A 13,692-nucleotide genomic window follows, 5' to 3' on the forward strand; every position below is an offset into this window, starting at 1 on the left:
TTGCCTTTTTTATAAATCATAACATTTTTTCTAATAAACAAACAACAAAAATAGAAAGTAAACTTCTAAAAGCCTACTTTCTATTTTTAATAATTATATCTTAATGAGTATTAATATTATATCATTAAATCATTCTAATTTATTATATTAATCTTCTCTTATTTGTGTGCATATTAATTTATCATTTTCTAATAAGTTAAATAATGTTGGTTTAACATTAAATTGTTCCATTAAATTCTTAACTTCTAATAAAGATTTTTCTTTTTTATTATTTGATATTTTAGCTTTTGATGCTCTAATTAATATATTTTTAGGTGAATGTGCTATATCAATAAACTCCAATAATTGAGTTTTATAACCCATACATTCTAAAAGATTAGCCCTAACTGAATCAGTCATAAGTGCTGAAACTCGTTCTTTAATTATTCCATACTTAGTTAATATAGATAAAGAATCTGTTTTTATTTGACTATTGAATTCATGTTGACAGCATGGAACTGAAAAAATCATTTTACTATTCCATTTTATTGCATTATATAGAGCATAATCAGTTGCTGTATCACAAGCATGCAGTGTTATAACCATATCAACTTTATTATTATATTTAAATCCGTTTATATCTCCAAGTTCAAAATGCAAATTATCATATTTGTATCTTTTAGCAATATCATTACATTTTTTAATAACATCTTCTTTAAGATCTAAACCTATCATTTTTACATTTATGTTTTTAATTTTTACAAAATAATAGTAAAGTACAAATGTTAAATACGATTTTCCGCATCCAAAATCTAGAATTGTGAGTTCTTTATAATCATTATTTTTGATTTCATCATCAATAATCTCCACAAATCTATTTATTTGCTTATACTTATCATATTTAGAGTTAACTACTTTTCCTTCTTTAGTAAATACCCCTAAATCTATAAGTGGCTCTATTATCATTCCCTCTTTTAAAATATAATTTTTTTCTTTATTATGAGATTTATTTGCAAGATTCTTATTATCAGATCTTTTCTTGCCTAAAAATATTTTACCTTTTTTAGATATCTTTAAATCAAAGGTACTTGTATCTGACCATGCTGAAAGCTGTTTATAATTGTTTTCAACATATTTAATAATCTTGTCATTGAACTCATCTATATGTACATTTTCATGAAAAATTTGTTTATCTGTAAACTTTTCTATTTGATAATACTTATTCTTTTCATTTTCTTTAAGAATAAACGTTATTTTATTGTATTTAACATCTTTATTCATTTTATTACTAACAACTACTTTTATAATCTCTTCTTGTAAAATTTCATCAATAACTTTTTTAAATTCTTCCATATTGTTACACACCTTATCATTTATTTTAACTTTAAACTATATACAATTAATAATATTATTCCAATAACACTATATAAATAATGCATTTATAATTTTATTATAAAAGTAATCCTTATACAAGTTAACATTAAATAAAAAAGGTAGAAAAGATTTTAATCTCCTTTCTACCTTGAGTTATTAAAATTACTTATTTAATAACTTGTCTATAACACGTACTAGTTCTTCTATCTCTGGTTTACTCAATTGAGCATCTGCTTTAACAGATTTACCTTTGTGTCTTAATTCGTCAGTAATTAATGATGAGAATATTATTACTGGCAATTTATATAATATTTCATCTTCTTTCACTCTTCTTGTAAGTGTAAGACCATCCATTTGTGGCATTTCTATATCAGTAATAAGAAGGTCAACTTCTTCTTTAAAATTCTCACCTTTTTTTTCTGATATACCTTTTAAGAAATCCAGAGCTTGCTTTCCATCATTAAATAATCTTAAATTAGTAAATCCTGCCTTTGTAAGTGTTTCTTTTAAAAGTTTTCTAATTAGTGCTGAATCATCAGCTAAGATTAATTTTATATCTGATCTATCTTTATAGTTTACCTTCACAAGTCTATCTTCACTTATTCCCACGCTTGGGCAAAGATCTGTTACTATCTTTTCAAAGTCTAACATAATTAAAACTTTATCATTTAAAAGTATGTTTCCGACAGATAATGAATTTTCAGATAAATCATCTGGCTTTCTTATATCTCCCCATTTAATGCGATGCACACCTACTACATCATCAATATTAAATGCAACTTTAATTTTATTGAATTCACAAATTATAACTTTAGATCCTAATTCATGATCTCTTTGTTTATTTAATGTATATTTTAAATCAATTAAAGTAAGAATTTCATCTCTACATAATATAAGTCCAGCTACTTCAGGTTTAGGATCAGGTAATTTAGTTAAACTTTCGTTTGGCATTTTAATTATTTCTTTAACTTTTACTACATTTATTGCATAATGAGTTCCATTAACAACAAAATCAATAATTTCTAACTCTCCTGTACCTGATTCTAATAATATATTACTCTTCATATTGTCATCCCCTTTTTTTAAACTAATATTGAAACTAACATAATTTATTTTTAATATCATTAAATTCCATTGTCTCTATTTAATTTTCGTATAAAATTTATTTAAGTTTATCAAATATTGAAAATAAAATTAAGTTTGTAAAAAATATTATGTATTTATTTTAATTATCTGTATAAATCACCTGATAAATATTTAAGTTTATCAATATTATTTACTATGTAAGACCTATCATCTTTTTTTATAATTCCTTCACTGCAGAATTTATTTAATGTTCTATTTAAATGTCTATAACTAGTCCCTAGTAGTTCTGCTGTTTCATTATACCCACCTTCAAATATAAAACGTAGATTATTATCTCCATTTACAAATGCCAAAATATAGCTTGCTAATCTGTTTTCAAGAGGATAAAGCAAATTTATTGAGCTATTCTTACTATTACATCTTAGCTTTTCCCCTAAATATTTACATCTATTTCTTAAAAACTTACAGTCATCCATTAATTTATCTTTAATTATTGAAAATTCAATAACAATACAATACGTATCTTTTATAGCTTGAACACTACAATCCGCACTATCATTTTCTAAAAATTCAATATCTCCAACTACAGTAAATGGATTATAAAATGATAATAACAATGATTTACCATTTGCTAAATTTTTATATACCTTGGCTTTACCATCAACCACAAAAAACATTTTATTTAAAACCTCTTCTTCTTTACATATATGTTCATTCTTACCAAACATATATAAAGACATATATTCTCTCATATCTATGCTAAACATATCATTTATTTTGTATTTTTCTATATACTTTTCCATTCTTTTAAAATCGTTTACTTTAACCAAAAACTTCTCTCCTTTTTAGTGACAATTAATAATTTTCATTACAATATGACATATGTCCTACACTATTTCCTTTATAATAGCTTAAACTAAGTTTATAAATCAAGAATTATATTTTTATAAGGAGATACTATGTATAATTTATTATCTTTATTAATTGGTGTACTTATTGCAGTTATGATTGTTTGTAATGGAGAATTATCTTCTGGTATTGGAAATTATTCTTCTTTAATGGTGATTCATATTTTAGGTTATTTAGCTTTAGTTATAATAATGCTTTATAAAAAAATAAAAATACCATTTAAAATGCATTTGCCATTATATCTTTATAGTGCTGGTGCTCTTGGAATTTTCACAATATTATTTAACAATATAACTTTTTCTGTTATTGGAGTAGCATTACCAGTGGCACTAGGACTTTTAGGTCAAACATTAACTTCAATGATATTTGATCAATATGGACTACTAGGAATGCAAAAAATTAAATTTAATAAGAAAAAAATAATTGGCATTACAATAATAACAATTGGTGTCTGTATTATGACTTTTTTCTAAATTAAAAGGAGGACCATTTATGATATATATATTAATGTCTATATTAGCAGGTGTAATTATAGTAGTTTCTAGAATTCTAAATACAAAACTTTCTAAAGAAATAGGTCTTATAGAATCAAGTTATTTTAATTATTTTACAGGCTCAATAACTTCAATATTATTCTTTTTTATTATGAGAGAAAAATTTGTATTTACATCATTAAATACTGTTCCATTTTATGCTTATTTAGGAGGTCTTTTAGGTGTAGCTATTGTTGTCCTTAACAGTGTAGTAACCCCAAAGATGTCAGCTTTTTATGTTACATTACTTATATTTGTAGCTCAACTTTTTACTGGAATAGCATTAGATTGGTTAATTTCTAGGCAGTTTCCTCTTAGCAAAATAATAGGCGGATTAATAGTAGTTGCAGGTTTAGCTTATAATATGCATCTAGATTTTAGTGATAGGAACGTAAAAGAAAGTGATACAAATTAAAGCCTTTAGAAAATTTCTAAAGGCTTGTTTTAAACATCTTCCCACATTATTACTTCATCTTTTAATATATCTCTTTTTAGCTTTCTACCAATCAATATATACGATAATTCAGGTCTTATGCCATAGCCTGGTCTTTTAAATACAATCATATCTTTTTCTATGATTGTCCCCTTTTTTAAATCTCTAGAAGCTAATATGCTTCTTCTTGCATCATTCATTATAACTTTCTCTTTTTCTGTTGGTTTTTTTATTCCATCGCCTAATAATTTTTCTGTATTTTTAACATGAATAATATACTCTTTAAATTCATCTAACATCATGGAAGCTTTATGATCTGGTCCTTTCATTTTTTTGTCTAATGTTATGTGCTTCTCTATAAATTCTGCTCCCAAAGTAGTAGCTGATACTGCACTCTCAAATCCCAATGTATGATCAGATAATCCAACTGGAACCTTAAAAGCCTCTCGTAATGTAACCATAGCTCTTAAATTAACATCCTCCACTTTAGTTGGATAATCTGAAGTGCAATGCATTAACCTTACATCTCTATTTCCTGTAGAATAAATAGCATCTATAGCCTTCTCTACTTCTCCTAATGTACTCATACCTGTAGATAGAATTATAGGCTTTCCTATATTTCCTATTTCTCTTAAAAATTCTATATTAGTTACTTCACTTGATCCTACTTTTATAAACTCAACATTAAGGCTTACTAAATAATTTAAACTCTCTATGCCATCTGGTGTAGATACAAATATAATCCCTTTTTTATCACAATACTCTTTTATCTCTTTAAACTTTTCAAAAGGCAATTCTAATTTCTTTATCATTTCCAGTTGAGATTCTTCTGTTTTGTCATTTTCTTTTTGATACTTTGCTTTTTCTGCAAAAGAACCCGTGCTTTCTTCTGCTTTAAATGTTTGAAATTTTACAGCATCTGCTCCACATTGTTTTGCCATATCCACTAATTTTTTAGCTAAATTAATATCTCCATTATGATTTACTCCAGCCTCAGCTATTATAAATACCCCCATTTAAAATCCTCCTCCCTTTTTACTAAATTAGCTTATTATTAAATATTTTTAATAGAAGCTAATTTATCTCATTATCCTTTTAAAACTGAAAATTAAAACATGATTTTTCTATCTTTTTCTCATTACTTTTGTATTTAACTAATCTTAACTAAAACACATCAGAATCACCCATAGTTATATACCATTTATCAACATCCATATCATCTAATTTTATAAAATCACAATTTAACTTAAATCCAAAATGAGTAATTAAATTAGTTCTATTAAATCCTAAATTTTTACCAATATCTAATTTATCTTTATTTATAAACCATGAATTTATTTTTCTAATCTTGTTGCAAGCCATTAAATCAATTAAACTTTTTAAAAGTTTTTCATAAATTCCATTGTTTACTGCAATTATATCAACTAAATCGCAAACTTTTTTACCTCCTTCTTCAAATATCTTATAAATGCAATAACCTAAATATTCGTTATCTTTTTCGTAAACTAAGTAATAATACTTATTGTATGGATTTAAATCATACCTCCAGTGAATATATTCCCTATTTCTTTTAATCATTAACTTGTACTCTTTAAACTCCTTTGAAAAGATATTAAATAAAACATCAACCCTATTATCTAAAAATTCAACATTCTTTATATTTTTATCCAAAGATTTTAATTCTGATTTATACGTATAACAACTATACATTTCTATATCTAAAATATGATTCCATCCTAAATGCTTTATAAAGCCATGTAAAGAATTGTTGTTAGGAAAACCATATATAATTGGTAACTTATTATAATTTTCTTCATATAGTGCATTCGCTAATTTAACAAAAATACCTTGTTTTTTATACTCTGGAGACGTCATAGTTGTCATAGATAAACCTGATGTGTAAGTTTTATCATAAACATTCATTTTGCTTGGTAATACTGAATAGTGTCCTGCTAAAACATCATCGTCCCACATAATTTTTATAAATTTATCACTGCATATATTATCATTATAATTCCATTTCCACTCTGTATAATGCATATCTCGGTTAAATGACTTTTTGAATAAACCCATAATCTCTTTTTCATCATTTTTCTTATAATCTCTCACTTCTAACAAAGTAATTCCCCCTTAAAAAACATCTCTAACTAACATAAATGCTTCAGCATATTTGGTGCATGCGGTACATCCTCTATATCTTGCTAATGCTTTAACACTTTCTTCGTTTCTTGGCTGAGGTATATCTTGCAATTCTGTTTTATATAACTTTAATATATCTAACTTCTTTTCAATATATTTTGTAATATTAGAGAATACATTTGGGACAAAGATATTTTCTTGAAATTGTGGTGCAATTTCTGTTTCAGATAAACATTCATACATAAGCACTCTTTTAATAAAAGGATACCTAAAACTTTTAGTGCAACTTAATATAGCTTTAGCCCCTATTTGATGATCAGTATGAACATCACTTCTATTAATCATATAAACAATTTCTGGTTTAACCTTATACATAACTTCACTTATCTTATTTATAAGATTTGAAAAGATATCATAATTTATCTTTGCTGGTCCAAATTTTAAGTTATATATTTTATCAAATCCATAAGCTTTCCCTATATTCTCAACTTGTTTTTTTTCCTCCATAACTTGCTGATATGAATAACCATATCTAGTTTCAGCACTTGTTAATATGAGCCAGGTAATTTTATCTCCGTTATCTTTATGCTTAAGAATTGTTCCTCCACACCCTATTGTTTCATCATCTGGATGTACTGATATAACTAATACATTTTTACATTTCATTTGGATCCTCCAATTTCAATAAATAATCTTTATACTCTAATTTCTTAAGAATTTCATATGCTTTTTCTGAACTGTTTGAATCTCCATAAATATTTTTTATATTTTTGCACTTATTTATAAAATCTTTATCTAAAGCTTTTTCTATTCCATTTTTTACTTCACTATATTCATCACCAACGAAAATCACATTTTCATTTGCAGCACGCCCTTCTTGCCTTACTCCTATGTTAATAACAGGAATGCCAACACAAGCAGCTTCCACTATGCCTGCACTAGAATTGCCTATTTGAAAAGATGCATTTCTATATATATTTATAAAAGTATTTCTATCTAGATTTTTATAAAAGTAAAAATCCTTATCATTTTTATATTTTTCTATTGCGTTTATAATTTCCTTATTTCCAGAATCAGTATTAGGATAACTTATAAACGCTTTTATTTTTCGTTCTTTAAGACATTTTAATATATTATTAAATGTTACATAGGATTTTTCATCTAATGGATGATAAATAACCAATACAAAATTATTAAATGGTTCCATATTTAATCTCTTATATATTTTATTTATATTTACAATAGGCTCTGTTTTAAATTTATCTAGCGCAGGACTTCCTATTTGAAAAATTCTATACTCAGGCTCTCCTATATTCATAACTCTTTTTTTATGCTCATAAGTAGACACAAAGTGAATAGATGATAATTTAGATGCAGCACTTCTAAGCTCATTATCAACTAATCCACTTTTTGTATAATCTCCACCAAAAAAATGTGCACTTGGAATACCTAAAAAAGCTCCAAGCATCCCACCAATTAATACTTCTTCCCTATCACCTGCGTAAATTATCAAATCTGGAGAATATTGATTTACTATATCAATTGAATTTTGCAATATTATAGATGTTGTTTTGAGTCTAGAACTTTTAGTATCAGAATCAATTAAGCTTTCTATCTTTATTAATATATCTAAGTTATCCTTTTCAATTAAATCCACTGTATTTCCATAAGTTTTTGATAAATGTGCACCACAGACTAAAAGTTTTAATTCAAAGTAATCATCAGAATCTATTTTTTTAAATAAGTTGCTCATTAAATCGTAATCAGATCTTATTCCTGTAATGGCCAATATCTTTTTCAATAAAATTACCACCTTTTTGGGCTTTATATTTTTTAAAATGCTTAGGATCTCTATACCTCACAGAAAATCTTATCTTTCATATTATATTCTGATGATAAATATAAAATTCTAATGAGAATATATGTATTATTATTAAGTTATGATTGGAGGAATTATTACATGAAACTTCTTTTTAAAAGATGTGCGGAAGAAGATTTTGAAGACTTCTTTATTTTAAGAAGCGATTATGAAAATATATATTGGACAGGCCATGATGAAAAACCTAATAAACCTAATCTTAAAAACTGGTATTTAAATCAATTAAAAAGAGATGATAGGCTTTTATTTATAGTTCGAAGTGATGAAGCAGATGAACCTGTTGGATATCTGTATTTAGATATAGTTGGCAATAATAATAATATTATAGAAACTGGTCATGGAGTAAATTCAAAATATAAAGGTAAAGGACTAGGTACTGAAATAATAAAATTTGCTATAGATTATAGTAGAAGTGAATTAACCTTTATTGATGAAGTAGATGGATGGATATTAGAAGATAATATAGGTTCTATAAAAAATGTATTAAAAAATGGCTACGTTGAAACTGATGAAAGAAAAGAAATTTACTTAGAAAATTTAAATATCTATAAAACTATGAAAAAATATGTATACAAAATAAAAAATACACAAAAAAATAATTCTATTTAACCAAAATAAAGATATATATAAATAGGACTTAAACTTGTGCAACTATTTCCTTTTCTGATAGCATTCAAGTTTCTGTCCTATTTATTTTTTATTCATAATACATTTAGATTCTAAAATTTCACACTAGTTTATCAATCATATTTTTCATAGATTCAAATTCTCCCATATCAAGCCATGCACCTTGAGTTACAGGATACATTCCAACTCTTTCTTTATTTTCTAGAAGTTTATATATAATATCAGTCATATCTGAATATTTATTTTCTTCTATATAATCTAAAACCTCGCGTTCTAATATATACATTCCTGTATTCACTAAGAACTCATAACTAGGTTTTTCATCTAAAGATTTAATACTCCCATCATCATTTAAATTAAAAACTCCATAGGGTATAATATAATTTTTTAGGGCAGTAACTATAGTTATTTTATTTTGGTACTTTTTATGGAATTTCAATATATCTGAATAATTTGCATTAACTAATATATCGCAGTTACTTACAAAAAAAGTACCCTTTATATTATCTTTTAATAAAATCAAACTTCCTGCTGTGCCTAATGGAATATCCTCTTCAACAAAAGATATATTGTAGGGAGCTTCTTTATTGAAATATGCTTTAATAATATCTTTTTTATAATTTATTGTTACATAAAAATCATTAAAATTGAAATTTTTAAAATTATTTATTATCCTTTCAATAATAGGAATATTCCCTATTGGGATTAACATCTTTGGAATAATTTTAGTATATGGTTGCAATCTAGTACCTTTTCCTCCTGCCATAATAACAATTGGAATCTTACTTGTTTCAAAGTAATTACATTGACTTTGATAAACATCATTCCAAAATACAATATCAACAACTTCAATTTCTTCATTCACTATTGGTACAGCCTCTATTTTAAATTGTTTCATTATTTTTTTAACATTATTTCTTTCCTTCTCCAATAAATACTTTGGTGATTTGTTCATTATATTATATATTGATTCTGATATATTACCATTTTTTAATATCCATCTTCTGATATCACCATCTGTTACTACACCCTTAAGTTTTTTATCTTCAACAACAATTATAATTTTTTTGCCTGCTTTATCTAATATATTAATTCCTTTTTTTATTGATATATCTTTACTTACTAAAAGACTACTTATATCCATAAGAAATCTCCTTTGTTTACTAATATTTTTATTTTAAAAATAATTTTCTAAAGAATAAAAAAAGAAACTGATAAACAGTTCCTTTTACATATCTACAAAAATTGTTTCATTATCTAAACATTTTATATTATGATTTTCGCAAATCTTTATCTTATAATAGTGATTTTTATCACTTATTTTAAAACAAAATTCTCCTAAATCATTTGTTACACTATATGCACAATAAAGGCTACTGTCTTTTTCTGTATATGCTTTTTCTTTATCTGATAATACTATTTCCAATAATACTATTGCATTTTTGACAGGTGTTCTATCCTCATAATATAAATATCCCTTAAACAATACAGAGTTGTAATCACAATTAATATTTCTCATAATAACCTCACTGTGAAAATATATTTTATTTCAGTAATTAGCATTTAATAATAGGCTCATATACATCTAACACATAATCCAATTTACAACTACAAGGTAATAATACTGCATACTCTCCTTGTTCATTTGTAGTTAAATAACCATACTCTTTGGTTCCTGGTGAATAATAGCTATTATTTACTTGTTTAATATATATTATAGCTTTAGGTATTGGATTATTATCTTTGTCTAATATTTTACCTGTTATTAATACATCTATTGACTTTTTTATAATAATTTTCTTCTTTAATATAGAACATCTATTTAATTCTTTAGGACTTATTAATATCTCTTTATGCCACCCCACTTTGTTCACCCTCTAATATTATACTAAAGGAGAGTATATAGAAATTTCATAACGTCTTCCACAAGCTGGTTGTAATAAAAATAAATATTCTCCTTTATAATCAGTAAAACAATATCCTAATATCTTACAGCACTCAGTTAAGCAATTAATTTCCTTTACTTCAACAGCAGCCCAAATTGATGGCTCATGTTGTTCATTATATACATTTCCTTTTATAATTGTTGATTTTTTCTTTTTTATAACTATATTAACTTCATGCATTTTACTACACTTTAATCTGGAACCATATAAAACTATTGGTTCTTTTTTATTGTTGTTTTCCATTTCTGTAATTATTATTCTGGATTTTCCTTAGATTGTACTTTAGGAGTCTCCACAGTAGGTTCAGTTTCTATATTTACGTGTAGTTTATCTTGTCCTTTAAGTTGATCAGCTGATAATATTATACTACTTTGTGGTGTCCCATTAACCACTAAATTTTTAATTTTCTTTTCCTTGTAGACTTGTCCATTTATAATTATTTCTGACATTTACTGTTTCCTCCTTAATGATAAATAGTTCTCCTTACTATAATATGAATTTATTTAAATTTTGAAACTTCATCTTCTATAATTTTCTTTGCCTCCAAAAGCATTTCATTCATTCTCTTAAAATAATTTAAAAATGCCTTGCCTTGATATTTCATATTGGAAGTTAATTTATCATAATCCTTTGCAAGCATTAAAAAGCTCTCTCTTTTTATAGTGTATAGGAATTTATTAAAATACCCACCTAAATAAAAACTTTCTAAAGAAGATTCAAATGTTTGTACTATATCTAATATAAATAAAAATCTTTGAAAATCTATATCTTCTGGATTAATATCCACAAGTGATTTTTCTTCTTTAATATCTGCTAATATGGTGCACTGTTCCATACCTTGTACTGATTTTTCAATGAAAGTATCAACAAAATTAATTATGGTCTTTATTACTTTATCAGGTTTTAAATCAATACACTTATCAGGTTTCAATGATTGCTTTTTGTTATTAAAAATATTTTCCTCAAATATATCACATAGCTCTTTATGAGGCGCGCCTTTTATATCAGCACCATAAGATGCATTTATAAATTCTACATCTCTACTAGTCTTATATTGTTTAATATGATATTCCATGCTATTTTTAAATACTTGAAGGGTTGTTGTTGTTTTAACCTTATTTCCAAAAACATCATCTACAAATTGATTTGCCCAACTCTCAGTAATAATATTGTCTACAATATTAAAAGTAGCTTTCTCTGAATGATGCTTGTCATAAGTATATGCTAAATCTTGTCCTACGAGTATTATAGGATTGCATCCTAATATATTAGCCATAGCTAAACAAGTGTGTGCAACAGATCCCCCTTGAGATAAGCCTTCAAATTTATTAATTTCTTCAATTACTTTTGAAAAAATATTAGACATATATATCTTTTCACCTTTGTAATTTTTCATTAAATATCTATTACTATATTCATAATATAAAAGTGGTACATCTTCATTAAGGCTATCCTTCATCATCTCATACATAGCATCTGATGGATCTATAGATACAACTAAATCCGGCTTTATTCCATTTTTTATAAGAGTTGTAAATGTTCTATTGCTTGCAATAACAAAACACTTTTTTACCTTTTCCTTATTTGCAACCATATCTTCTATATTTTTATCTAATGATGGTCCAGCAGATACTATTATTCCTGGAATATCTTTATTAATTCCTATATAGGAATTTAACGGACTTGACTCTTTAATAACACTAAGATTTTGAAGTGAATTTCTCATAAAAGATTCCTTACATCTATAAGCCAAAATTATATTTCCACTTACAGAAAAATATTTAGCATCTATAGCATCTATTAATTTTTTATATTCATCCTTATATATATCTTTATAATTTCCAAACGCATAAATATATAGATTATCAAAGTTATTTCCGCCAATTATAGATGCAAGTATAGGTGTTATAGTTTCTTCATCAAATAAAACTATACTTATATTATCATTTAAAGCAATATCTTTATTTTCATTAAATATATCTTCATTAGGTTCAAATATTAGTACTTTATTATTACTACATAATATTTTTTCTAATTTCTTCAAATATTCTCCAGTATCTAATCCAAAAAGGATTATAAATGAATCAAATTTAAGATCATCTAAATTATCAATTAATTTATCAATATCTTTTTTATAATTTATATTATCTGCTAAATAATATTTAGAATCACTTTTTTCAATTTTATATAGATAATATCCATCTAAAGATTTAATTTTTTTCATTTATTTCCCCCTAAATTCACAGAAAGATACAGTATAAAAATACTGTATCTCTGACTTTTTATTTACATTAATTAATTATTAATTCTTTATATTAAATTATTTTTAGCCATGTGCATAGAATTTAAGAGTTAATGCTGTTCCAGTATTGACAGTTACACCATATTTACCAGTACTATCTGTAAATGTTTGTATATCAGCATTACCTATTGAACCTGCTGTAGTTCCATACCAACCTAAAACTGTACCACTCTTTAAAACAATTGGAGCTGAAACCACTACTTCACCTGATATATGCATACTTTTACCTGTAGCTAGTCCATTGATTAATACTAAATTCCAAGCAGTAGTTCCAACTGCTTGTGCTAATTTATTTCCATTATATCTAGTAATAGTAGCAGCACTTATAACGGTTCCCAATGGTTTATAAGTTGACATATAAAATTCCTCCCCGAACGCTATTCTTTTGTGATTATTTAATTTATAATATATATTTTAATAAGTTACTATAATCTATTAGTCATAGCAGCCTAATCTTAATATATTTGATCTAATATATTATATGC

At 25.4% G+C, this 13,692-nt stretch carries 17 protein-coding genes; 3 read left to right on the plus strand and 14 right to left on the minus strand.

Annotated elements, in window-relative coordinates; genetic code table 11:
• Positions 1-147: 147 nt before the first annotated feature.
• From RGC78_RS00260 to RGC78_RS00270, 3 genes are all read right to left on the minus strand, one after another.
• Complete coding sequence (locus RGC78_RS00260; protein ID WP_252214126.1) at positions 148-1,332, minus strand: class I SAM-dependent methyltransferase; 1,185 nt, start codon at positions 1,330-1,332, stop codon at positions 148-150.
• Between the two features lie 183 nt (positions 1,333-1,515).
• Positions 1,516-2,418, minus strand: a complete 903-nt coding sequence (locus tag RGC78_RS00265) for a chemotaxis protein (RefSeq protein WP_252214128.1) — start codon at positions 2,416-2,418, stop codon at positions 1,516-1,518.
• Between the two features lie 164 nt (positions 2,419-2,582).
• The gene (locus tag RGC78_RS00270) at positions 2,583-3,269 is read right to left on the minus strand and encodes a cyclic nucleotide-binding domain-containing protein (protein ID WP_252214130.1); all 687 of its coding nucleotides are present in this window, start codon (positions 3,267-3,269) and stop codon (positions 2,583-2,585) included.
• Between the two features lie 129 nt (positions 3,270-3,398).
• On the opposite strand from RGC78_RS00270, the gene RGC78_RS00275 reads away from it, so the two are divergent.
• Together RGC78_RS00275 and RGC78_RS00280 are read left to right on the plus strand one after the other, a co-directional pair.
• Positions 3,399-3,821, plus strand: coding sequence for a DMT family transporter (locus RGC78_RS00275; RefSeq protein WP_252214132.1), 423 nt, complete (start codon positions 3,399-3,401; stop codon positions 3,819-3,821).
• Positions 3,822-3,840: 19 nt separating this feature from the next.
• A complete protein-coding gene (locus RGC78_RS00280; RefSeq protein WP_252214134.1) occupies positions 3,841-4,296 on the plus strand; it encodes a DMT family transporter in 456 nt (151 codons plus the stop codon).
• A gap of 29 nt (positions 4,297-4,325) precedes the next feature.
• Here RGC78_RS00280 and neuB read toward each other — a convergent pair whose 3' ends face one another.
• From neuB to neuC, 4 genes are all read right to left on the minus strand, one after another.
• On the minus strand, positions 4,326-5,330 hold the full coding sequence (neuB, locus tag RGC78_RS00285; RefSeq protein ID WP_252226513.1) for an N-acetylneuraminate synthase: 1,005 nt from the start codon (positions 5,328-5,330) through the stop codon (positions 4,326-4,328).
• 148 nt (positions 5,331-5,478) lie between these two features.
• A complete protein-coding gene (locus tag RGC78_RS00290; RefSeq protein WP_252214386.1) occupies positions 5,479-6,423 on the minus strand; it encodes a GNAT family N-acetyltransferase in 945 nt (314 codons plus the stop codon).
• A 21-nt stretch (positions 6,424-6,444) separates the two neighbouring features.
• Positions 6,445-7,119: a PIG-L deacetylase family protein gene (locus tag RGC78_RS00295; protein WP_252214137.1), complete on the minus strand. Its 675-nt coding sequence runs from the start codon at positions 7,117-7,119 to the stop codon at positions 6,445-6,447.
• Entirely contained in the window at positions 7,109-8,254 is a 1,146-nt protein-coding gene (gene neuC / locus RGC78_RS00300; RefSeq protein WP_252214139.1) for a UDP-N-acetylglucosamine 2-epimerase, read from the minus strand. Before neuC ends, RGC78_RS00295 begins: the two co-directional genes overlap by 11 nt.
• A 159-nt stretch (positions 8,255-8,413) precedes the next feature.
• On the opposite strand from neuC, the gene RGC78_RS00305 reads away from it, so the two are divergent.
• Positions 8,414-8,941 carry a GNAT family N-acetyltransferase gene (locus RGC78_RS00305; protein ID WP_252214141.1) on the plus strand — a complete coding sequence of 176 codons (528 nt, stop codon included), beginning with the start codon at positions 8,414-8,416 and terminating at the stop codon, positions 8,939-8,941.
• Between the two features lie 118 nt (positions 8,942-9,059).
• Here the strand turns inward: RGC78_RS00305 and RGC78_RS00310 are convergent, their stop codons facing one another.
• The 7 genes from RGC78_RS00310 to RGC78_RS00340 form a co-directional block, all read right to left on the minus strand.
• Entirely contained in the window at positions 9,060-10,103 is a 1,044-nt protein-coding gene (locus RGC78_RS00310) for a sugar phosphate nucleotidyltransferase (RefSeq protein WP_252214143.1), read from the minus strand.
• A gap of 84 nt (positions 10,104-10,187) precedes the next feature.
• On the minus strand, positions 10,188-10,478 hold the full coding sequence (locus RGC78_RS00315; protein ID WP_252214145.1) for a hypothetical protein: 291 nt from the start codon (positions 10,476-10,478) through the stop codon (positions 10,188-10,190).
• 37 nt (positions 10,479-10,515) lie between these two features.
• A complete protein-coding gene (locus RGC78_RS00320; protein WP_252214147.1) occupies positions 10,516-10,824 on the minus strand; it encodes a peptidase associated/transthyretin-like domain-containing protein in 309 nt (102 codons plus the stop codon).
• Between the two features lie 18 nt (positions 10,825-10,842).
• Positions 10,843-11,148: a hypothetical protein gene (locus RGC78_RS00325; protein ID WP_252214148.1), complete on the minus strand. Its 306-nt coding sequence runs from the start codon at positions 11,146-11,148 to the stop codon at positions 10,843-10,845.
• 11 nt (positions 11,149-11,159) lie between these two features.
• Positions 11,160-11,354 carry a hypothetical protein gene (locus RGC78_RS00330; protein ID WP_252214150.1) on the minus strand — a complete coding sequence of 65 codons (195 nt, stop codon included), beginning with the start codon at positions 11,352-11,354 and terminating at the stop codon, positions 11,160-11,162.
• 50 nt (positions 11,355-11,404) lie between these two features.
• Positions 11,405-13,129, minus strand: coding sequence for a motility associated factor glycosyltransferase family protein (locus RGC78_RS00335; RefSeq protein ID WP_252214152.1), 1,725 nt, complete (start codon positions 13,127-13,129; stop codon positions 11,405-11,407).
• A gap of 102 nt (positions 13,130-13,231) precedes the next feature.
• Positions 13,232-13,564: a hypothetical protein gene (locus tag RGC78_RS00340; protein WP_252214154.1), complete on the minus strand. Its 333-nt coding sequence runs from the start codon at positions 13,562-13,564 to the stop codon at positions 13,232-13,234.
• Positions 13,565-13,692: the final 128 nt, after the last annotated feature.

It is taken from the genome of Clostridium aquiflavi, assembly GCF_031344075.1.
Classification (GTDB): Bacteria; Bacillota; Clostridia; order Clostridiales; family Clostridiaceae; genus Clostridium; species Clostridium aquiflavi.

Bases quoted from the DNA above. Each gene is read 5' to 3' on its own strand.
- RGC78_RS00330 (WP_252214150.1), bottom strand. From the start codon at position 11,354: ATGTCAGAAATAATTATAAATGGACAAGTCTACAAGGAAAAGAAAATT.
- neuB (WP_252226513.1), bottom strand. From the start codon at position 5,330: ATGGGGGTATTTATAATAGCTGAGGCTGGAGTAAATCATAATGGAGAT.
- RGC78_RS00265 (WP_252214128.1), bottom strand. From the start codon at position 2,418: ATGAAGAGTAATATATTATTAGAATCAGGTACAGGAGAGTTAGAAATT.
- RGC78_RS00275 (WP_252214132.1), top strand. From the start codon at position 3,399: ATGTATAATTTATTATCTTTATTAATTGGTGTACTTATTGCAGTTATG.
- RGC78_RS00315 (WP_252214145.1), bottom strand. From the start codon at position 10,478: ATGAGAAATATTAATTGTGATTACAACTCTGTATTGTTTAAGGGATAT.
- RGC78_RS00295 (WP_252214137.1), bottom strand. From the start codon at position 7,119: ATGAAATGTAAAAATGTATTAGTTATATCAGTACATCCAGATGATGAA.
- RGC78_RS00280 (WP_252214134.1), top strand. From the start codon at position 3,841: ATGATATATATATTAATGTCTATATTAGCAGGTGTAATTATAGTAGTT.
- RGC78_RS00340 (WP_252214154.1), bottom strand. From the start codon at position 13,564: ATGTCAACTTATAAACCATTGGGAACCGTTATAAGTGCTGCTACTATT.
- RGC78_RS00305 (WP_252214141.1), top strand. From the start codon at position 8,414: ATGAAACTTCTTTTTAAAAGATGTGCGGAAGAAGATTTTGAAGACTTC.
- RGC78_RS00325 (WP_252214148.1), bottom strand. From the start codon at position 11,148: ATGGAAAACAACAATAAAAAAGAACCAATAGTTTTATATGGTTCCAGA.
- RGC78_RS00260 (WP_252214126.1), bottom strand. From the start codon at position 1,332: ATGGAAGAATTTAAAAAAGTTATTGATGAAATTTTACAAGAAGAGATT.
- RGC78_RS00310 (WP_252214143.1), bottom strand. From the start codon at position 10,103: ATGGATATAAGTAGTCTTTTAGTAAGTAAAGATATATCAATAAAAAAA.
- RGC78_RS00335 (WP_252214152.1), bottom strand. From the start codon at position 13,129: ATGAAAAAAATTAAATCTTTAGATGGATATTATCTATATAAAATTGAA.